At 64.2% G+C, this 19,274-nt stretch carries 16 protein-coding genes; 5 read left to right on the forward strand and 11 right to left on the reverse strand.

Annotation, left to right across the window (positions count from 1 at the left end; genetic code table 11):
- Nucleotides 1-24: 24 nt before the first annotated feature.
- Both GAU_RS21305 and GAU_RS16750 read left to right on the forward strand, forming a co-directional pair.
- Nucleotides 25-678 carry a TetR/AcrR family transcriptional regulator gene (locus GAU_RS21305; protein WP_015895091.1) on the forward strand — a complete coding sequence of 218 codons (654 nt, stop codon included), beginning with the start codon at nucleotides 25-27 and terminating at the stop codon, nucleotides 676-678.
- Complete coding sequence (locus GAU_RS16750; protein WP_015895092.1) at nucleotides 675-2,198, forward strand: fumarate hydratase; 1,524 nt, start codon at nucleotides 675-677, stop codon at nucleotides 2,196-2,198. Before GAU_RS21305 ends, GAU_RS16750 begins: the two co-directional genes overlap by 4 nt.
- A 141-nt stretch (nucleotides 2,199-2,339) precedes the next feature.
- On the opposite strand, the gene GAU_RS16755 is transcribed toward GAU_RS16750, so the two are convergent.
- From GAU_RS16755 to GAU_RS16770, 4 genes are all read right to left on the reverse strand, one after another.
- Entirely contained in the window at nucleotides 2,340-2,756 is a 417-nt protein-coding gene (locus tag GAU_RS16755) for a GxxExxY protein (protein WP_015895093.1), read from the reverse strand.
- 108 nt (nucleotides 2,757-2,864) lie between these two features.
- Nucleotides 2,865-4,298: a S41 family peptidase gene (locus tag GAU_RS16760; protein ID WP_015895094.1), complete on the reverse strand. Its 1,434-nt coding sequence runs from the start codon at nucleotides 4,296-4,298 to the stop codon at nucleotides 2,865-2,867.
- 3 nt (nucleotides 4,299-4,301) lie between these two features.
- The gene (locus tag GAU_RS16765) at nucleotides 4,302-5,591 is read right to left on the reverse strand and encodes a sensor histidine kinase (protein ID WP_015895095.1); all 1,290 of its coding nucleotides are present in this window, start codon (nucleotides 5,589-5,591) and stop codon (nucleotides 4,302-4,304) included.
- Entirely contained in the window at nucleotides 5,591-6,286 is a 696-nt protein-coding gene (locus GAU_RS16770) for a response regulator transcription factor (RefSeq protein ID WP_015895096.1), read from the reverse strand. Before GAU_RS16770 ends, GAU_RS16765 begins: the two co-directional genes overlap by 1 nt.
- A 172-nt stretch (nucleotides 6,287-6,458) precedes the next feature.
- Here GAU_RS16770 and GAU_RS16775 point away from each other — a divergent pair, with 172 nt between their 5' ends.
- Together GAU_RS16775 and GAU_RS16780 are read left to right on the forward strand one after the other, a co-directional pair.
- A complete protein-coding gene (locus GAU_RS16775) occupies nucleotides 6,459-7,754 on the forward strand; it encodes a M20 family metallopeptidase (protein WP_015895097.1) in 1,296 nt (431 codons plus the stop codon).
- Between the two features lie 129 nt (nucleotides 7,755-7,883).
- Nucleotides 7,884-8,732, forward strand: a complete 849-nt coding sequence (locus GAU_RS16780) for an alpha/beta hydrolase (RefSeq protein ID WP_041265634.1) — start codon at nucleotides 7,884-7,886, stop codon at nucleotides 8,730-8,732.
- A gap of 73 nt (nucleotides 8,733-8,805) precedes the next feature.
- Here the strand turns inward: GAU_RS16780 and GAU_RS16785 are convergent, their stop codons facing one another.
- The 6 genes from GAU_RS16785 to GAU_RS16810 all read right to left on the reverse strand — a co-directional run bounded on the left by GAU_RS16785 (nucleotide 8,806) and on the right by GAU_RS16810 (nucleotide 17,407).
- Complete coding sequence (locus GAU_RS16785; RefSeq protein ID WP_015895099.1) at nucleotides 8,806-9,468, reverse strand: PEP-CTERM sorting domain-containing protein; 663 nt, start codon at nucleotides 9,466-9,468, stop codon at nucleotides 8,806-8,808.
- 47 nt (nucleotides 9,469-9,515) lie between these two features.
- Nucleotides 9,516-12,155, reverse strand: coding sequence for a lamin tail domain-containing protein (locus GAU_RS21995; protein WP_169307719.1), 2,640 nt, complete (start codon nucleotides 12,153-12,155; stop codon nucleotides 9,516-9,518).
- 265 nt (nucleotides 12,156-12,420) lie between these two features.
- Nucleotides 12,421-15,768: a glycosyltransferase gene (locus GAU_RS16795; RefSeq protein ID WP_083765732.1), complete on the reverse strand. Its 3,348-nt coding sequence runs from the start codon at nucleotides 15,766-15,768 to the stop codon at nucleotides 12,421-12,423.
- A 113-nt stretch (nucleotides 15,769-15,881) separates the two neighbouring features.
- Nucleotides 15,882-16,436, reverse strand: a complete 555-nt coding sequence (locus tag GAU_RS16800; RefSeq protein WP_197526006.1) for a GNAT family N-acetyltransferase — start codon at nucleotides 16,434-16,436, stop codon at nucleotides 15,882-15,884.
- A gap of 5 nt (nucleotides 16,437-16,441) precedes the next feature.
- Nucleotides 16,442-16,957 carry a DinB family protein gene (locus GAU_RS16805; RefSeq protein WP_015895103.1) on the reverse strand — a complete coding sequence of 172 codons (516 nt, stop codon included), beginning with the start codon at nucleotides 16,955-16,957 and terminating at the stop codon, nucleotides 16,442-16,444.
- A gap of 3 nt (nucleotides 16,958-16,960) precedes the next feature.
- Nucleotides 16,961-17,407 (reverse strand): DUF1569 domain-containing protein, encoded by a 447-nt coding sequence (locus GAU_RS16810; protein WP_015895104.1) that lies wholly within the window; start codon nucleotides 17,405-17,407, stop codon nucleotides 16,961-16,963.
- A gap of 87 nt (nucleotides 17,408-17,494) precedes the next feature.
- On the opposite strand from GAU_RS16810, the gene GAU_RS16815 reads away from it, so the two are divergent.
- Nucleotides 17,495-18,592, forward strand: coding sequence for an alpha/beta fold hydrolase (locus tag GAU_RS16815; RefSeq protein ID WP_015895105.1), 1,098 nt, complete (start codon nucleotides 17,495-17,497; stop codon nucleotides 18,590-18,592).
- 59 nt (nucleotides 18,593-18,651) lie between these two features.
- Here GAU_RS16815 and GAU_RS16820 read toward each other — a convergent pair whose 3' ends face one another.
- A complete protein-coding gene (locus GAU_RS16820) occupies nucleotides 18,652-19,179 on the reverse strand; it encodes a DoxX family protein (protein ID WP_015895106.1) in 528 nt (175 codons plus the stop codon).
- Nucleotides 19,180-19,274 lie beyond the last annotated feature (95 nt).

The raw sequence follows: 19,274 nt of genomic DNA on the forward strand, positions 1-19,274 counted from the left end.
GGCTCACCTTCTCCCGGAACGACGATGTCGGACAAAACCCGCCCCGGTGTTCAGCAGACATCGTCCGACGACCGGCACGCCGACGACGATCCCCGCGTGCAGCAGTCGATGCGTGCCATGCGCGAGGCGCTGAACACACTGCTCGGCGAGCGGGCGTTCAACGACATCACCGTGCAGCAGATTCTCGATCGAGCCGGCGTTTCGCGCGCCACGTTCTATGCGCACTTTCGCAACAAGGACGATGTGCTGTTTGCCAGCTTCGAGCGCATGGTGCACGGGTTGGCGCGAACGTTGAATACTCCGCACGAACGCCAACGACCGCGGCTCGTCCCGATGCGGGAACTGATCGAGCATTTTGCGAGCGCCGGCGATGTGTTCCACTCGCTCGAATCCTCGGGACGTATGGAAGCCCTGTGGGACTTTGGCACGGACGTGCTGGCCGGCCTCATCGAAGACCGGCTACCCACATTCCGCGCAGTTTTTGCTCGGCGGCGTGCCCCGACCCCTCTCGATGATGGCATGGATGACCGGCTGACGGCCCGCATGCTCGCCGGAGCCTGTCTCGAGCTGGTGAAATGGTCGCGCGCCTTTCCCGATCGACTCACTCCGGCGGAACTCGATGCCCGGTTCCACGTGATGGCCCAGCGCGCGGTGGCTCCTGCTATTTTTCAGGCATGACGACCATCACCCAAGCCGACTTCATCCAGTCGATCGCGGACGCGCTCCAGCACATCTCCTATTTCCACCCGCTGGACTACATCCACGCACTCGGCGACGCCTACGAAAAGGAACAGTCGCCGGCGGCGAAAGATGCGATCGCACAGATCCTCACGAACTCGCGCATGTGCGCCGAGGGCCATCGCCCCATCTGCCAGGACACAGGCAGTGTGGTGGTGTTCCTCAAGATCGGCATGAACGTCCGCTGGGACGCGACCATGTCGATCCAGGAAATGGTGGACGAGGGCGTGCGGCGCGCCTATCAGCTCCCCGACAACATCCTGCGCGCATCCATCGTTGCCGACCCGGCGTTCTCGCGCAAGAACACGCGTGACAACACCCCGTCGGTGGTGCATGTGGAACTCGTCCCCGGCAACACGGTTGACGTGAAGCTGGGCGCCAAGGGCGGCGGCTCGGAGAACAAGTCGAAGTTCGCGATGCTCAACCCGAGCGACAACATCGTCGACTGGGTGCTCAAGACGGTCCCGCTCATGGGCGCTGGCTGGTGTCCGCCCGGCATGCTCGGCATCGGCATCGGTGGTTCTGCCGAGAAGGCGATGCTCATGGCGAAGGAATCGCTCATGGAGCACATCGACATGGCCCAGCTCAAGGAGCGCGGTCCGCAGAACAAGATCGAAGAGATGCGCATCGAGCTGTGCGACAAGATCAACGCGCTGGGTATCGGTGCGCAGGGACTGGGTGGTCTGTCCACGGTGCTCGATGTGAAGATCTGGGACTATCCCACGCACGCGGCATCCAAGCCCATCGCGATGATCCCCAACTGCGCGGCGACGCGTCACGCGCACTTCGTGCTCGACGGCAGCGGTGTGGTGTCGTTGCCGGTGCCGAAGCTCTCCGATTGGCCGGATGTCACGTGGCGCCCCGACAAGAACGCCAAGCGGGTGGACCTCGATACGCTCACGCCGGAAGTGGTGCGCTCCTGGAAGGCAGGCGACCGCTTGCTGCTCAACGGCAAGATGCTCACCGGCCGCGACGCGGCGCACAAGCGTATCGCGGATCTCTACGCGAGCGGAGAAGGATTGCCTGAGGGCGTCGACTTCACCAACCGTGTGATCTACTACGTGGGTCCGGTGGATCCGGTGCGTGATGAAGCCGTGGGTCCGGCAGGCCCGACGACGGCCACTCGCATGGACAAGTTCACCGAGATGATGCTCGCCAAGACGGGCCTCATCGCGATGATCGGCAAGGCCGAGCGTGGTGCGGCCGGTCTGGAAGCCATCCGCAAGCACAAGGCCGCCTACCTCATGGCGGTGGGTGGCGCGGCGTATCTGGTATCGAAGGCCATTCGTTCGTCGCGTGTGGTCGCCTTTGCGGAACTGGGCATGGAGGCGATCTACGAGTTCGAGGTGGAGGACATGCCGGTGACGGTCGCGGTTGATGCCGGCGGCGACAACGTGCACGAATCCGGTCCGGCCGAATGGCAGGACAAGATTCGCAAGGGATTGCCGGTCGTATCCTGAGGCGGCCCCGATTGCGAGGTCGGAAACAGCCTTGCCGCGGATGACACGGAAACGCGCGGAAACTACACGGGTTCAAACTTTTCTTGTTTTTGATCCGTGTTGTTTCCGTGTGGTTTCCGCGCGTTTCCGCGGCAAGGCAGTTCAGCGGTCCCCAGATTCGCGCTCGTCCATGGCCACCATCCGCTGACGAGCAGACCAGACGAAGCGCCGCATTTCGGGTCGGGGGCCGAAGTTGAGCAACAGACCAACTTCCAACCCAGATGCGCGCAGGTAGTTCAGCAGTTGTGCCTCATGTGCCGCAACAAGCTGCTTGCATGCCTTGAACTCTACGAGCACCACACCGGCGACGACCAGATCGGCGCGGAATTCGCCATGGCATTCGCCGCGGTGCGTGACCCGAAGTCGTTTCTCCCGCTCATGCGGGATGCCACGGCTCGTGAGTGTGCTGGCCATGACGCTCGAATAGACGGATTCGATGAACCCCCAGCCGACTTCATTGTAGATCTGGTAAAACGCACGGATGATCTCGCTGGTGATCTCACTGTGTTTGATTGCCATGGAGCGGCGAGTGAAGGCGACGGGTTGTGCGGTCGACAGGTCTCACGTTAGGACCCACTGGTTCGCCGTGTGTCATCCGATTCGTGCCGCCTCGGCCTTTTTCACGCACTAGTGCCGCGCAGTGCCCATCGGCATAGCCAGCAGCATGCGGGTGAGCTGCTCTCGGCGCCCGTCTCCTGCCGGTAGGAGCAAGTCAGGCACCAGCACGTCCGCGCCGGCCTTTCCGCTCGGCCTCACCAACGCACGAGTTGGCGCAAAGGCGCGCAGCCGTGTGTGCGGCAATTCGCGAAAGTGGATCTGCCCGGTCTGATTGGCGAAGCCCCCTGTGGGTTCGCCTGCCAGGAGACCGATACCACAATCACGCAGCGCGGTGGCGAAGACGATGGCCGCTGAGTAGGTCGGCGCTCCGATCAGGGCGACGACACGACCATCGAACCGCGCGCCTGGCTCGGCAGGACGCACGATCACGTCGTCGTTCATGCGACGCATCGTGCCATCGCGACCGCGCCAGCTCAGCAATCCATGATTGTGCGCATTCAGGCGCTCCTCCACCTTCGACACCAGCGCGCATGGACGCGGCGTGAGTCTCGCCAGCAGGTATTCCACCTGATCGGTCGAGCCGCCCGGATTGCGGCTCACATCCACGACCAGCACAGCGCTCTCGTGCGCACGCGCTGACGCAATGGCTTCATCCACGGTGCGTTCGAAGGCCCCTTCGTCTCCCGCGAAGTAGGGAATCTCGAGCCAGGTGACTCCCGGCGTCGTGCTGTCGATGCGCATGACACCAGTGGCACCACCCGATTCGCCGTCGGCGCTGCGCTTGCGATGAGCCATCAACGAATCCCGAGACACGGCGCGGATGCGTGCGTCACGTTCGATCCCGTCGGCGACGAATCGAACTTGGTATGCATCTGGCGTCGATTTCCCCGTCTCCAGATGCCAGTGCCATGACGCCAGGTCTTCCAACACGATGGCCTCGCGGAGCACCGGAGACTCGCCACGCGCGTAGGTTGACCAATGCCCCAACAGAGAGTCGATCGGTTTTCCTTCAATGGATCGCAGCACCGCACCTCGTGGAACGGTTTGCTCAGCAGAGGCGTCCACCAGCACCTCGATCGCACCATTGCGACGCGCGAGCTGCAACGGAAACACCCGGCCTCCGGATTCGACATGGCGGTTGTATTCTGGAAATGGCGCCAACACACCCGCATGCCCGTCGCGAAACACCGATGTGGCGGACCCGATCAGTCGGTAGAATTCTCGTCGTGTCGTGGGCTGGTCGATGCGTGCGCGCAGATCGGCATGCACACGGGCGCGCGCAGAATCCGGTGATCGGGCATCGAGTGATGGATGGGTCTGATCGACCCAGCCAAAGAGGGTGTCGAGGTCGGCCTGCAGTTCGGCCACGGAGAACGTGCGCTCGAGCACTCCAGGATCGGACGGTGGCACGTACGGTTGCAGGTGGTCCTTGCCACAGGCCAGCAATGGTGCCACCAGACACGTCGCCAGCAGCCGTGTGACGAGAGAAGTACGCAGCCACATTGTTCAACCCAGGTGAAAGAGACGCACGCGTGCCTCGAACCAGTCCGGCCCGCGTGTGATGATCAGCGGATGTTCGTGTCGCGCGCACAGTCTGTGCACGAGCGTGAGCCCGAAGTGCACCCCTTCCTGGTCGGCGCGCACCACGTATGGCGTGACCCCTTCGTCAGGCCATGTTGCGACAACCCCATGGTTTCGCACCACCAACCAGTCCGCATCGCGACGCACCACCACATAGCCCGACATCGTGTGTCGCATGGCGTTCCCCAGCAGATTGCGGCCGATGATCTGCAGGACCGCCGGCCGCACGGTCACCATACAGTCGTCGGAGATTTCGATGGTGACATCGAGACGCGAGGACTCGTCTCCGCGGGCCATCGATTCGCGCACCACGATCTGCTCGAGCAACGGCACGATCCGCATGGCATGAGCCTCGCCACCGGCTTCCTCTTCCCGTGCGAGGGCCAGCAGCGCTGCGGTGGTTTCCTCGAGCTGAAGCGACGCGGTGTGCACACGTTGCACATGAACCACCGCAGAATCGGGCAATGCCGGGTCGCGCATCAACAGATCGCTGGCGGAGCGCACCACGCTGATCGGCGTACGCAATTCATGACTGGCCCCGCTCACAAACTCACGCTCCCGGGCCAGCAGATCGCGAATGTGCTGCATGCTGAGATCGAGACGCATGGCCAGGGCACGCACCTCATCATGCTGCCACGGACCGACAAGTGCCGGCACATGCTGCGTCGGTGACCAGTCGGCGACCTGCCGTGTGAGTTGCCCAAGCGGTTCACTGATCCCACGCGACAGTCGACGTGCCACCAGCAACGACACTCCCAAGGTGAGGATCAATCCTGCGGCGATCATCCACCACAACCGCCGCCGCATGGGCCGGAGCGCCAACCGATCACCGACCTCCGCAATCAGCCACGCGCTGTCCGAGCGCGCGCCATGGGTGCCAATCAATTGTCGGGTGTGATAGTACCGGCCCTCGCGACCGGGAAACTCCCGGCGCTCCGGCTCTTCACGCGCGAGCCGCGCGATGTCACTCGGCCATGCCGCTCCCGTGCCCACGATGCGCAGATGCTCTGGCAGGGTGGGCCACTGCCCTGTCTGGTGATACGCCAGAATGGCGGCGTCGGCATCCGCGTGCAGGGAGGCCTCGATCACATCATCTTCGACCTGATAGGCGAGCGCCAGCGCCAACAGCGCCGCCAACAACGAGATACCGATTGTGACCGCCGCGAAGGCCTGCAGCAGATGACGTTGCAGCGGTCGAGTGACTGGAGCGGCCATCAGGCGCCCTCGTCCAGCCGGAAACCCACGCCGTGCACCGTGACGAGCATCGGCTTGTCGAAGCCATGATCGAGTGCACTGCGCAACACATGCAGATGCGATCGCAGCGCATCCGAGAGGGGCGGCCCGTCCGGCCACACCGCATCCAGCAGCTCGGTTCTCGTCACCGTCCGCGGCCACGCATCGGCCAATGTGAGGAGAATGCGCCAGGGGATGTTGGGGATGGTGAGCGCTGTGCTACCACGCGTGGCGATGCGACGCGACCGATCGATGGTGAGCGATCCGATGTGCTGAAGGTGCGATACGTCCACTACAGACTGCCCGTGACGCCGCGCCAGCGCCTGACAACGCGCCACCAGTTCCTCGCCAGCGAATGGCTTCACGAGATAGTCGTCGGCGCCCACCGCGAAGCCACGCAGCTTGTCGGCCAGCGTATCCCGTGCGGTGAGCATCAGCACCGGAATGCGATCCGCATGACGTGCCCGCAGCAGTTCACACACGCGGAGGCCATCGGGGCCGGGCAGCGTCAGATCGAGCACCACCACGTCGGGGAACATCCGCTCTAGCTGTTCCAGGCCGAGACGGCCATTGGATGCGCCTTCCGCGCGATGCCCGTGCGCCTCGAAGGTGGCCACGATACAGGCACGGAGATCGGCGTTGTCCTCGATGACGAGGATACGAAGTGATGCGGACATGAACGGAGGGTACGGGACACCCACCTCACCGATGTGAAGCCCATGTGAAGTGGACCGGGGTACGCCTCCGATACGGCTCCACCGTGTCCCGGTTTCCGCGGCCATCCGCCTGCGCCGCGCGGTCAGGACGCTAGATTTCTTCTATATCCTGCCACTTCGACCCACCGATTCCATGCGCCTGCGTCCATTTGTCGCCGCGAGCCTCCTGCTTGCGGCCCCCCTCGCTGCCCAGCAGCCCGCCCAGTATCCCAGCAGTTGGGATGCCAAGATCACCGAACGCGCCGATATCAAGGCGGCCATGGCGTTGATCGAGAAGAACTTCCCGCAGCAGGTCCAGGAATGGATCACGATGACGGAAATGCCGTCCAAGTCGGGACAGGAGAAAATCCGCGCGGCGCACGTGCGTGCCGAATTCACGAAGGCAGGCCTCAAGGTCTCCACCGATTCCATCGGCAACGTGATCGGCGTGCGGAAGGGCACTGGCGGCGGTCCGACCATCGTCATCATGGCCCACATGGACGTGGTGTTCGAGAACAGCACCCCCAAGAAGGTGCGCCGCAGTGGGGATACGCTGTTCGCACCGGGCGTGGGTGACAACACCGCGTCGGTGGCCAACATGCTGTCGACGATCCGCGCCATGAATGCCACGAAGTTCACCCACAAGGGTGACATCATCTTCATCGGCACGGTGCAGGAAGAAGTGGGCCTCAAGGGCGCCGAGTACTGGCTGGCGCACAACCCCAAGCCCGACCTGCTCATTGCGCCCGACGGCGCGTTTGGCAGTGTGGCCTACGGTGCGCTCGGCATCTACTGGACCAAGTACGTCTTCACGAGCCCGGGTGGACACACGCTCGCCTCGCGCGGCCGTCCGACACCGGTGCGCGCGCTGGCCGAAGCCATCGACCGCCTGTACGGACTGCAGTTCTCCGCACTGCCCAATGGCGCGGTCATGAACATCGGCCAGATCAAGGGCGGCGAGATCTTCAACTCGATCCCGCAGGAGCTGTACTTCACGATCGATCTGCGCAGCCCCGATCCCATCCTGCTGGACTCGCTGGATCGCACCATCACCCGCGTGACGCAGGAAGTGGCCGACAAGCACAAGATCGGCCTGCGCGTGGAAGTGGACCAGAAGAACAAGGCTGGCGGCACGGAAGCCCAGTTGGCTGGCGCGCGTGCCCATCCGCTCGTGCAGACGGCCGTCGATATCAATCGTTTCCTCGGCATCAGCGCCGGTATGCCGGGCGCGCAGGAAGCGGTGCCCACCGGTGCCACCGACGCGAACCCGGGCGTTGTGCGCAAGATCCCGAGCATCGCCATCGGCGGTTCACGGGCCAGCGGTGCGCACCAGCTCACCGAGTACGCGCTGGCGTCTACCGCCCTGCCGTCGACCAAGCTGCTGTATCTGCTCACGGCCACGTTCGCCGATGGCGTGAAGATCGTGACGCCGGGCAACGTGGTGCCCTGAGGCACTTGCGGGCGTAACATCGGCGTGCTGTTGCACGCTCCGTACAATCTCCATATCGCCGGCGCATTCCGCCGGCGATATGCTTTTGCGGCTGTTCCCGCCTCCCTTCCCCATTGCCGGAGCCGAACAATGACCGCGGTACAGACGCAGGAATGGACCATCGCACGGAGCGACACCCTCTCGCTGCATGCGCGAGCCTGGACCGGCCCCGAGGCACCGCGGGCCGTGGTGGTGATCAATCACGGGTTCCTGGCCCACAGCGGTCAATACGACGGCACGGCCCGTGAACTGGTGGCGCGCGGCTTCAACGTGTACGCCTACGACATGCGTGGACACGGCAAGTCGGGCGGTGACCGTTATTGGGTCGACACCTACGGCGACTGCGTGAACGATCTTGCGGCCTTCGTGGAACAGGTCCGTGCACGGGAACCCGGGCAGCAACTGTTTCTCTATGGACACAGCGCGGGCGGCGTCATTTCCACGGTGTTTGTCCAGCAACACGCGGAACTGATCAACGGCTTCATTTGCGCCAGTTTTGCCTTCGAAGTGCCGCCGCCGGAGTTCCTTCTCCAGGCCCTGCGCGTCGTGGGGGATCTGATCCCGCGCGCCCCGCTGCTCTCACTCAATCCGGCCGATTTTTCGCGTGACCCCGCGGTGGTCGAAGCCATCCGCAACGATCCGCTGGTCATCCACGAGCCGGGACCTGGCCACACGCTGGCCGAGCTCATTCGGGCGCACGATCACCTGGGCAAGACCTTTGGTGAGGTGCGCCTGCCGGTGTTCATCATTCACGGCACCGCGGACAAGGCCACGCGCCCACACGGCTCGCAGCGCTTCTACGATGAAGCGGGCTCTCACGACAAGATGCTGCGCCTGTACGAAGACCACGTACACGACCTGCTCGTGGACTATGGCAAGGAGCAGGTGCTCAACGACATTGTGGCCTGGATCAACGCACGCATCACCACAGCACACTGACGCGTGGACCACGCAGACACGACAACGCCCCCAGTGCACCGACGCACCGGGGGCGTTGTATCACGCGGACCGCTTACGTCGTGCGACGACGCTGCACGACGAACGCCAGGCCGGCTGCACCAACCAACATCAGCACGAACGACGAGGGCTCCGGAACCACGGTAGCCGCATTGCCGATCACCACATCGTTGGCCGTGGGCCACATGAACGGGCCGTTCGCATTCAACTGCTCTTGTGCGGCCACGGTGAACGACAGGATCTCTTCGTCGGCCACCACACCGAAGAACGACATCGATCCGTCCACGATGGTCTGGTAGCTGGCGCCCGACTTGCCCGTGGCCGTGAGCACCAGCCCGGTCAATTGATACGGGGCTCCGTCGACATCGGTGCCGAAGAAGTATCCGCCGATCCCGCGCACGGATGACCCGAACCCACTGAAGGTGATCGCGTGGGCGAAGTCATTGGTCGACAGCCAGCGATCGCCGGCATTGTCCGGGATGTAGAATCCGGGCAGGTTCGTGCTGACCGTGTAGTTGTGCGTGCCAGCCTGACGGGTGAGCGGACCCGCGTAGCTGCCGTAGGCGTCGAGATCATCGAACGAATCGGTGCCAACATTCGATGTCGCCGACAGAAAGTCAGCGAAGGTGGTGTAGACCGTGAACTGCGCTTCGGCGACGGCCGGAGCGGCCACCAGAGCGGCAGCGGTGAACAGGGTCGTGATCGTAGAAAAACGCATGGTTGAGTGCTCTGTGAAGTGTGAATCGGGATGCGCGCGAAGGCGCATCAGAACGGCGTGCAAGTGACGGTGCCAAGGCGCAGCGAGAAGCCACCCGTCTCACCATCATCCGCCCACAGCGCGGGACGCTTGCCACCGACGCACTCGGCCAACGGGGCGAAGGTGAAGCCTTCGTTGTTGAGATTGGGCATGCCGGTCGGGCGCTCGAAGCGCTGCGACACCACGAAACGTCCCTGCGTCGGCGAACCGGCCTGCGTATCGATGCGCAGGTTCGTCATGCGACCCTGGCACGTGTCGTCGCAGACGGCCCAGAACTGACCGAGTTCCGCGTCGAACGTGACGTCCATGATCGACGCAAACCCGCTCGTGAAGGACGCGAGGCGCGTGAAGCCGCCGCTCACGTGATCCAGGGCAAAGGCATGAATCTGGCCGGTGCCTTCGACACCGACGAAGAACACGCCGCCGTTGCTGTTCGGATAGTCGGCCGGGTTGTAGGCGCGGCCCTTGCTTTCATCGTAGAAGCCACGCGCCACGAGGAACGCGTCGGGAATGCGGGTGATGCCTTCGAGGCCAAGGTTCGCGCCGTTGGCCGCAATGCTGGACGTGATGTTCCACTCCCGCTTGGCCACGAGCGTCGCGCCCGTCTCCACGGACACGTCGAACAGCAGGATGCTGTTGCGGCTCACGCTGCTGCTGGCATTGTTGCGCTCAGCCGAGACGTAGATGTTGCTGCCTACGGCCGTCACACCTTCCGCGTCCACATCGCCCGCGCCGTCGGGATAACGCAGCAGCTTGCCGTTGGTCCACGTGCGCGCGGCTTTCGGCGTCCACAGACCGCCGACGTTCGTCAGACGGAACAGCGCACCCGGGCCATTGCGGACGGCCCACACTACGCCGGTGGCCATGCCCGACTGCGGCTGGTAGAACAAGCCACTCATGTTGCCACCAAACACGGTGCCAGCCGGCGTGGCGTTGCTGATCGTCTGATCACCCGGCCAGGCCGAGTACACGATTTCACCCGGGCAGGCATTCGCGGCACCCTTGGTCGGCGCAGTCGTCGTGGTGAACGCTCCACTGCCGTTGACACAGCGGCCATACGTCGTGGACGCATGCGCCGTCCACACGTAGCTGTCGATCAGCGTGGTGCCGTCCGGCGCGAACAACCGCGCCGCGTCCCCACCGCCCAGGCCAAAGCCGAACTGCGCTTCTTCGAGCACCAGATAGCCATTCGCCGCGATCGTCGTGCCACTCGGCAGTACATAGCCGGCGGCGTTGTTGTTGTCACGGAAGACGTAGCCCGAAAGGTCCACCGTCGTTGCGCCGGCGTTGAACAACTCCACCCAGTCACCCGGTGTGCCGCCGTTCGATTCCACTTCGTTGATGCGCACACTCACCGCACAATCGTTGGCTGCGCCGCGGGTCGACGTGGTGCTGGTGCGGAATTCACCCGTGCCATCCGGGCACCGTGCATACGTCGTGGCGGCGTGCGGTCCCCACGAATACGAAGCGACCAGTGTCGCGCCACCCGGGGCGAACAGACGCGCCGAGTCGTCGGTACCAAGGCCGTAGCCGAACTGCGATTCGAGAAGCACCAGGAATCCACCCGGCGCGATCGTCGTGCCCGTCGGGATCACGTAGCTGTGATCGCTGCCATCCTGATTGTCGCGGAAGACGTAGCCTGAAAGATCGACCGTGGCGGCGCTGGTGTTGTAGAACTCCACCCAGTCACCAGCCGGATCGCCGTTGGACTCGACTTCGTTGATCACCACCGCCGTCGTGGCCGCCGCGCAGTTGTTCGCGGTGCCCTTCGTCGATGCGGCGGTGTTCACCAGCGATCCAGTGCCATCCGGGCAACGACCGTAGGTGGTGGCCGCATGCGCCGTCCAGTTGTAGCTGTCCACGAGCGTGGTGCCGTTCGCACGGAACAGGCGCACGGCATCCTCTCCGCCAAGCCCGAAGCCCAGGCTCGACTCGTCGATGACGAGATAGCCCTGCGCGGCAATGGTCGTGCCGGTGGGGATCACGTAGACATGGGTGTCGTCGCTGTCCTTGACGACATAGCCACTCACGTTCACGACACTGTTCGTCGGGTTGTACAGTTCGATCCAATCGCCCGGCGTGCCGCCGCTCGACTCGATCTCGTTGATCTTGATGGCGGCACCGCAGTCATTGGCTGCGCCCTTCGTCACCGTGCTGGCCGTGCCAAACGCGCCCGTGCCATCGGGGCAGCGTGCGTAGGTGGTCGACGCATGCGCGGTCCAGGCATAGCTGTCGATGATCGTGACATTGTCGGGGGCAAACAGGCGCACCATGTCGTTCGCGCCGAGACCGTAGTCGAACTGCGCCTCCTCGACCACGAGGAAGCCGTTCGCCGGCACGATGGTGCCGCTCGGGAACGCAAAGGGACGCGAGTTGTCGTTGTCCTTGAGGCGGTAGCCGGAGATGTCGAGCGGCTCGTTGCTCAGGTTCACCAGCTCCACCCAATCGCCGGGCGTGCCCTGGTTCGACTCGACTTCGTTGATGCGGATGGCTTCGGCCACCGTCAGCGCGGCCGGCGCCAGTTCAACCTGCTCGGCCCCGGTGTTACGAACCGCACCAGGCGCTGTGGACGCCGTGTCCTGCGCACAACTGGCCAACGCCAGCATCCCAAGCGCGGCAGAGGCCGTGCGGAGTGTCCTGCGAGTCACGATGGCACCTTCGACGAAGAGGAGGTCGGCGATCGACGCCTGCACAGCGACTTGCTGCGACGCGCCGACCGATCGGACCTGCAACAACCGTCACCATCGTCACGGCCAGAGTTCGTGACTGTCTCCATCCCGTCACGAACAAAGCGAACTCAACCATTCAGACACAAACACGCGGGGCCGTCCGTGGTCGTTGGTCGACGAACGGACGGCCCCGCGAAACTGTGACAGTCGGTGACAGTCGACGACAGTCGCCGACGAGGTCTGGCTAGGCCTTTTGCGGCAGCGCCTGCACCCGTCCGGTGCGTTCGAGCTTGCCCCACCCCGGCGCCCATCCCTTCACCGCCGCACGCATGGCCTTGAGCAACGCGACATACAGCACCTGCCGGTAGGCCACACGCTGCAGTGGCACGAGCAGGGCCTGCGATAGCGGTTCACCTTTCTCGAACGCCACGCCCAACACGGCCGTGAACGTGTCGATCAGCAGGAACAGCGCATAGAGCAGAAAGACCGGCTCCGCATGGGCCCACGCGGCGTGCACACCAAGCGCCGGTGCTTCCAGCAGCAATCGTGCGAGACTGGCCAGCAGCGCCACGTCGGCCGCCGGCGCAAGTAGCGGGAAGAGCAACTGGAACAACCAGATGTTGGGCAAACCCACCATGCCCAGTGCACCGGCATCACGGCGCATCAACGCACCACGATGTTTCCATGCACACTGCAGCGTGCCAAAGCTCCAGCGGAAGCGCTGCTTGAGCAGCGCACCGAATGTCTCCGGCGCTTCCGTCAGTGCCACCGCCTGCTCGGCCAGTGCCACCTTGTGCCCACCACGCAGCAGCGTGAGCGTCAGGTCCTGATCTTCGGCCAATGTGTCGGTACGGAACCCACCAGCGTCCAGCACCGCACTGCGTCGCCACGCGCCAATGGCACCAGGGACCACCGTGATGCAGTTCAGCATCACGAACGCGCGGCGATCGAGATTCTGGCTGGTGACGTACTCCACCGCCTGCCAGCGCGTCAGCAGGTTGATACGATTGCCAACCTTCGCATTGCCCGCCACGGCGCCCACGCGCGCGTCGGCCAAGGGGCGCACCAGATGACGAATGGCGTCCGGTGCAAGAATGGTATCGGCATCGATCACCACGATGACTTCGCCCGTGGCCATGGCAATACCGGTGTTGAGCGCCGCCGCCTTGCCAGCGTTGGTCTGCCGCACCACGTGCAGCCGTGCATCATCGGTGGCGTGGCTCGCCGCGTCGTGTGTATCGTCGGACGACCCGTCATCCACGACCACCACTTCCAGGTCCGGATAAGCCTGCGAGAGCACCGACTGCACCGTGCGCCCAATGACACGTCCTTCGTTGTACGCCGGCACCAGCACCGACACACGCGGCAGCCACTCGGCATCGGCGGCCCGTCGCGCATAGCGCTTGCTGAAGCGCTGCACCGTGGCCAGTGTGCCGATGAGCAGCAGACGGATCACCCCAAGCACCAGCGCCGCAAAAAACGCGGCCGCCACAGCGCGCTCGAAGAACGTGGCCATGAACATCGCCGCCACATTCATCGCGCGCTGCGGGGCTTCATTGGTGGGCGCAGCCTGCAGTCCCGCTTGCGGTGCGGCATCGAGCAAGCCGGCCACCGTGGTCAGCTCAAACCCGCTGGCCCGCAACGAGTCGATCAGTGGTCCGATGGCCGCCAGCGTGGACGAACGATCTCCACCGGCATCATGCAGCAGGATCACACGACCATTGTTGCGGCGCACGTCACGCAACGCGTTCGCCACCACTCTGCCGGGATCGGTTTCGAACCAATCCTTGGTATCCACTTCGAGTCCGACGACGCGATAGCCCAGCTCATTGGCCACCGCCATGGGACGCAGACGCTGTTCCGATGAAGGACGGGCGTCTCCGATGTACGGCGGACGAAACAACAGCGGACGCTTGCCGGTGACGGCTTCGATCACACGCCCTGTGGCGGCCAGCTCCATGCGAATGGCCGAATTGCCCAGACCCGCCATGTCGGCGTGGCTCCACGAGTGATTGCCGATCTCGTGGCCCTCTTCGGCGATGCGCCGGGTCAACTCTGGCAAACGTTGCACCTGTCGCCCGACCACGAAGAAACTGGCGAGTGCCTTGCGTGATGCCAACGTATCGAGAATCGGCCCGGTCCAATCGGGATCCGGACCGTCATCGAACGTGAGGGCAATACGGCGCGCGTGATGCCCACCACGCGACACCAGATAGCCGCCGGGTGCGGTGCGGATGGTTTCCTGCTCGATGTATCCCGCACGGTCCACCGCGAGGGTGCGTTCTCCCGTGCCAGTGTGGCCTTCTACTGCCAGGACTTCGCCATCACCCACCAGCACCGACACGCCATCGTTCGGCAACAGCAGCAGCGAGTCCGGCGTACCCACCACACCGCGGCGATCGAGCATGCGCCAGATCGTCGCGTCCTCACTGCCCAGACGCCAGAACGCGGCACCGGCCGCGCCGCTGCGCAACGACACATTCACCTGATTCCAGGCCGTGGCCGCATCGAGATACCACACCGAATGCGCAATGCCATTGGCATCGCGCCACTGGGCCATGGGGTTGCGGGTGGCCGCATCAAACAACGGACCGGTGGTCGCCGCACGTGAGAGCGCCATGGCTTCGGATACACTGATGCTGGCCGCCACATCGGGACGGTCGCTGCGCCAGTGATAGCCGTACTGTCCGAGTCCGGCGATGATCTTGGATGCCGGCACTGCATCGAGCACCGCATCGAGACGCTGCGCGAACCAGGCCGAGCCGGCCACCGGCCCCGCCACATCGACGCTGCCATGCTCGTCGTAGAGCATCGGAATGAGATAGTCCACGGTCTCGCCATAAGCGCGCAGGGGATAACCATCCCCTTCACCCACCGGCACAGCGGCCGACACGACCGCCCCCAATGGCGCCAGAGCCGCACGCAGTTCACGAATGAACGTCAGTACCTGCGGATGCGCGGCGATGGGGACCAACTCGAAGTCCACCGTGACACCGCCGAGCTGCTTCTGCTCCACGAGCCGGGCCAGCGTCGCGATGGCGGCCGCTCGACGGTCGTCATAGGCCACCACCGACGAGACCAGCGAGGAATCGAATCCCGAGGCGCCGAAGTTGGTGAGCATGAGGTGCACGCGGGCGCCGGACTTGTTGGCACTGGCCAGCAGGTCATCGTCCAGCGTGACCGTGATCTCGCCCGGCTTGCCGCGTCCGAGGAATGCCGCTTCCACGATAACCCAGTCGAGACGATCCCCCACACGCTCGAGGGCCGCGCGGCTGCCGGCGTCCCACTGCACCGCAAAGGCGGCGACGATGGGATCGGCGATGATCGCTGCCCCCGCCGCATGCCGCGGCAACGGCAGCGGACGCGCCTTGCGGGTGGTGAGTGGTGCCGGCCCGCGTGATGCGTCGGGGGCATGCATATCGGCTTCTGCGGCGGTGTTGATGGGCAACGGCCTCACCACCGGTGGGCGAAGCACCCGCACGGCAAAAGTGCCACCAAGAACCACCACTGCTATCGCCGCGCTGCCAAGGAGCGCGCGGACAATCCGGCCGCGGCGGCCGGAGGGATCGTGAAAGACGGGACGTATGGCCATTGTCCCGAGGATCGGCACCCGCACAGTGACACTGAATGCCTCCGGGGAGCGACTTTGGTCCCGGAATGGTCACATGCGGCTTCCATTTTCGTAGGAAAGCCGTGGCGCCTACCCTACCACACCTCTCCTGGCCGCCAGTCCACGGCCAAGGGTGCGTGCACATCGAGCTCGCTCGGCGTCCTGGGCAGACGGAGAATCATGATCTCCTCATCGGGCGTCGGCTCCCAGGCCTCCCGGTCAGATCCTTCGGCCTGCCCGCGTACAAACAGCGGGCCGTGCCACCGCTCCCACCCCAGGCGAGCGTAAAACGCCTCATCGCTCGGTGACAGTGCGCCAACATCGAAGTCACCCAGTGCCGCTGCCGCCGCGCGCATCAGCGTGGAGGCATGTCCGCGCCCCTGCTGCGAGGGAGCGGTGGCCACCAGTTCGATGTAGGCCGAACGGAGCGCGGGACGCTGTGCGACACTGCTGCGATCCCGATAAAGGAGACGTTCCACCCACATCAGGTGGCTCACCAGCTCCCCATCCTGCCAGCCCAGCAGGTGTTCCCCTTCGCCGATGTCGTCCAGGTACGGCGAAAGATCTTCTTCGTACGCGTCGGCGCACAAAGCCAGAACGCACGCCCGCAATTCGGTATCGAGTACCGCTGTGCGACAACGTGTGACCACCAATGTCACGCGCCGGTTTCCGTCGCCACACGAGCAGTCACGATCAACTGCCCTAGGTGCCGCATACTGTGCTCCGCACCATGCACGATGCATCCCAGCACCGTACTCGGCAGCTTGGCCCGCCCAATGAGACGCACATCGGCCAAGGTAGACGCATCGATGCGGCGGAGTTCGGCCAGACACACATCCACGCGCGCCGAAAGCCGGTCAAGCAGTATCGCCGGCTCACCTTCAACCACTGCATCACCCTCGCGGCGTAGTGCCGCAAACTGCTCGTCGTTCAGCGATTCACCACGCGAATAGGTGAACAACCGATCGAGTACGCCGGCGATGTGCCGCACATGATAGCCCACGCTGGCGACGTTGGCCGGTCGCGCATTCCACGCCTGTAGCGGCAAGGCGCTCACCACAGCGGGCACTTCATCCCGCATCTGCAACAACATGTGCGCCACCGGTTGCAGCATATCGGGGATGCCATCGATCGGACCGCGCTGCCACCACTCGAGCGTGGGTGTCGTCATTGCTCAGACTCCGAACTGACCAAGGTGATGATCGAGGTGTTTCCAGCCGAGCTGGCCCCACTGCGCGCCGGTGAGCGTACCGAACAAGGGGTGCTGAGGCCACGACGCGCGCTTCGACTCATCGCCAAAACGCTGCACCAGCGCAGCCAACTGCGCACGCTCCTCGTCCCACGGCGCTGGCGACCGTGACAATAGTTCGGGTGCCGTGGGTGCACTCTTGGGAAACGGCAACACGTTGAGCACCAGCCACTTCACAATCCCGAGCTGTACGATCGGGACTCGTTTTGGCTCACACACGACCTCGCCGTAGGCCATGCGCATGGCATCACTGCAATGCGCGAGCATCTGTGGCGCATTCATGCGTCCCCAACGCGGCGTGCGATCGGGCGTGAGCCGCGCGATGCGTGTCACCAGCGACGCGCGTGTGGCTGGATCGGCAAGTGTAGGCATGCCGGAAGATATCCACCGACAACAACACCGTCACGACAGACTGCGTAGAACGCATGGACGGGTCCCTACACTCTCCTTCCCACTCCCATGCCCATCGTCTCCACAGCGGCTCTTGCGAGCGTGCTCGCCGCCTTCAGCGTCCCAACCGTGGTCGCTCCTGCCGTCACGCCCCCTGCCCCGGCAGTGGCCGCGGCCCCCTGCACGCTGGTCGCACACCACTGCGAACGATGGATCACGTTTGGCAAGGGCCCGGCGCGTTCGATGGTGTACGCGACCTACGCACTCGACGTCGCCAATCCGAATCTCACGCGCGCGCTCATCATGGTGCACGGCGCGGGGCGCAATGCCGACCACTATTTCGAGACGTCCACCGCGGCGGGCTTCCTCGCAGGTGCGCTCGACAACACCATGATCATTTCGCCCCGCTTCATTGCCGGTCAGGACAAACCGTCGGCCAATGAAGTCATGTGGCCGGAAGGTGGCACGTCGTGGCGTGCCGGTGGCTTCTCACCGAACAATCCTACGATCTCGTCATTCGATTTTGTCGACGAACTGGTGAAGAAGCTTTCGGACAAGAAGATCTTTCCCAAGCTCACGAAGATCGTGATCGCGGGACACTCGGCCGGTGGGCAGCTCGCGACACGCTATGGCATGGTGAACAAGGTGCACAATACACCGGGCGTGGAGTTGTCGTACGTGGTGGCCAACCCGTCGAGCTATGCGTGGCCGTCTGCCATCCGTCCGCTGCCAACCGGTCATGCCAATCCGGTCGATGCCGACAAGGCCGCACTGGGCAATGACGGCGAAGAGGTACACAGCAACTTCACCTTTGGTGCGGCCGATGCGGCCAAGGCTCCCAATTTCAATCGGTGGCCCGCCGGTCTCGAGAATCTCGCCGGCTATTCTGCGGGCATGGACACCGCGCAGCTCGTGAAGCAGTTGGTGGCGCGTCCGGTCACCTACCTGCTTGGTCAGGTCGACGTGCTGCCGCTCGGCGGTTTCGATTCCTCACCCAACGCCATGGCCCAGGGCCCCACACGGCGCGCGCGGGGGGAAGCGTTCTTCAAGTATGTGAACGAGAAGCTCGGCGCCAAACACCAGGCGATCATCGTCTCGGAGTGCGGTCACAACGCGCGCTGCGTATTCACCACCGATGTGGTGCTGCCGGTGATCTTTCCGAAGTGACGATCCCGTAGGTGGGTGATCGAGGATCCGGCAGACATCCGGATCCTCGATCTCTCCACTCAGTTCGTGGCCGTCGGTGGACGGCGGATGAGCAGATTGGCAATGCCGCCCAATGCCCCGACGCCCAGCGCAGCGAGTGCGATGGTGGGAGTGAAGTAGAGATCCACGCCGAGCAGCGCATCCAATGCGAAGCGACCGTATCCCACGAGGCCGAGCAACACCGCACTGGCCGCGAACAGCACGTTGATTTCGATGCCGTTGTTCGCCGAGAACAGTCCGCCTTTCCAGTGCACCGTCACCGCGGCCACGATCATGACGGCAATCATGAGGGCAGGACCCACTGGCCCAAGCAGTCCCACAGCCACCAGCAAACCGCTCACCACCTCGGTGAACGCCGCCAGAAACGCGAAGAGCTTGCCCTGTCGGTAGCCGAGCTGGGTGAAGAACTGACCCGTTGGGCCCAGTCCGTAGCCGCCGAACCACCCGAACAATTTCTGGGCGCCGTGGGCTGCCATGTAGAGGCCCAGCACGAGACGGAGGACGAGAAGGCCGAGGGCTACCGTGGCCGGTTGATCGTAGGTCGACATGGGTGTTCGCAATGCGGAGGGTACGGACCAAGCGCCCTGTGCGCTCTGCCCTTGCTCCAACAGTACATTTCCATGTAGGATGATCTATGATCAAT

Origin of the sequence: Gemmatimonas aurantiaca T-27, assembly GCF_000010305.1 — a bacterium.
Taxonomy (GTDB): Bacteria; Gemmatimonadota; Gemmatimonadetes; order Gemmatimonadales; family Gemmatimonadaceae; genus Gemmatimonas; species Gemmatimonas aurantiaca.

What these genes read in the sequence shown, in the direction of transcription:
- GAU_RS16755 (WP_015895093.1), bottom strand. Translation starts at nt 2,756, where the DNA reads ATGGCAATCAAACACAGTGAGATCACCAGCGAGATCATCCGTGCGTTT.
- GAU_RS16785 (WP_015895099.1), bottom strand. Translation starts at nt 9,468, where the DNA reads ATGCGTTTTTCTACGATCACGACCCTGTTCACCGCTGCCGCTCTGGTG.
- GAU_RS16805 (WP_015895103.1), bottom strand. Translation starts at nt 16,957, where the DNA reads ATGACGACACCCACGCTCGAGTGGTGGCAGCGCGGTCCGATCGATGGC.
- GAU_RS16780 (WP_041265634.1), top strand. Translation starts at nt 7,884, where the DNA reads ATGACCGCGGTACAGACGCAGGAATGGACCATCGCACGGAGCGACACC.
- GAU_RS16760 (WP_015895094.1), bottom strand. Translation starts at nt 4,298, where the DNA reads ATGTGGCTGCGTACTTCTCTCGTCACACGGCTGCTGGCGACGTGTCTG.
- GAU_RS16750 (WP_015895092.1), top strand. Translation starts at nt 675, where the DNA reads ATGACGACCATCACCCAAGCCGACTTCATCCAGTCGATCGCGGACGCG.
- GAU_RS16820 (WP_015895106.1), bottom strand. Translation starts at nt 19,179, where the DNA reads ATGTCGACCTACGATCAACCGGCCACGGTAGCCCTCGGCCTTCTCGTC.
- GAU_RS16815 (WP_015895105.1), top strand. Translation starts at nt 17,495, where the DNA reads ATGCCCATCGTCTCCACAGCGGCTCTTGCGAGCGTGCTCGCCGCCTTC.
- GAU_RS21305 (WP_015895091.1), top strand. Translation starts at nt 25, where the DNA reads ATGTCGGACAAAACCCGCCCCGGTGTTCAGCAGACATCGTCCGACGAC.
- GAU_RS16775 (WP_015895097.1), top strand. Translation starts at nt 6,459, where the DNA reads ATGCGCCTGCGTCCATTTGTCGCCGCGAGCCTCCTGCTTGCGGCCCCC.
- GAU_RS16770 (WP_015895096.1), bottom strand. Translation starts at nt 6,286, where the DNA reads ATGTCCGCATCACTTCGTATCCTCGTCATCGAGGACAACGCCGATCTC.
- GAU_RS16810 (WP_015895104.1), bottom strand. Translation starts at nt 17,407, where the DNA reads ATGCCTACACTTGCCGATCCAGCCACACGCGCGTCGCTGGTGACACGC.
- GAU_RS16795 (WP_083765732.1), bottom strand. Translation starts at nt 15,768, where the DNA reads ATGGCCATACGTCCCGTCTTTCACGATCCCTCCGGCCGCCGCGGCCGG.
- GAU_RS16765 (WP_015895095.1), bottom strand. Translation starts at nt 5,591, where the DNA reads ATGGCCGCTCCAGTCACTCGACCGCTGCAACGTCATCTGCTGCAGGCC.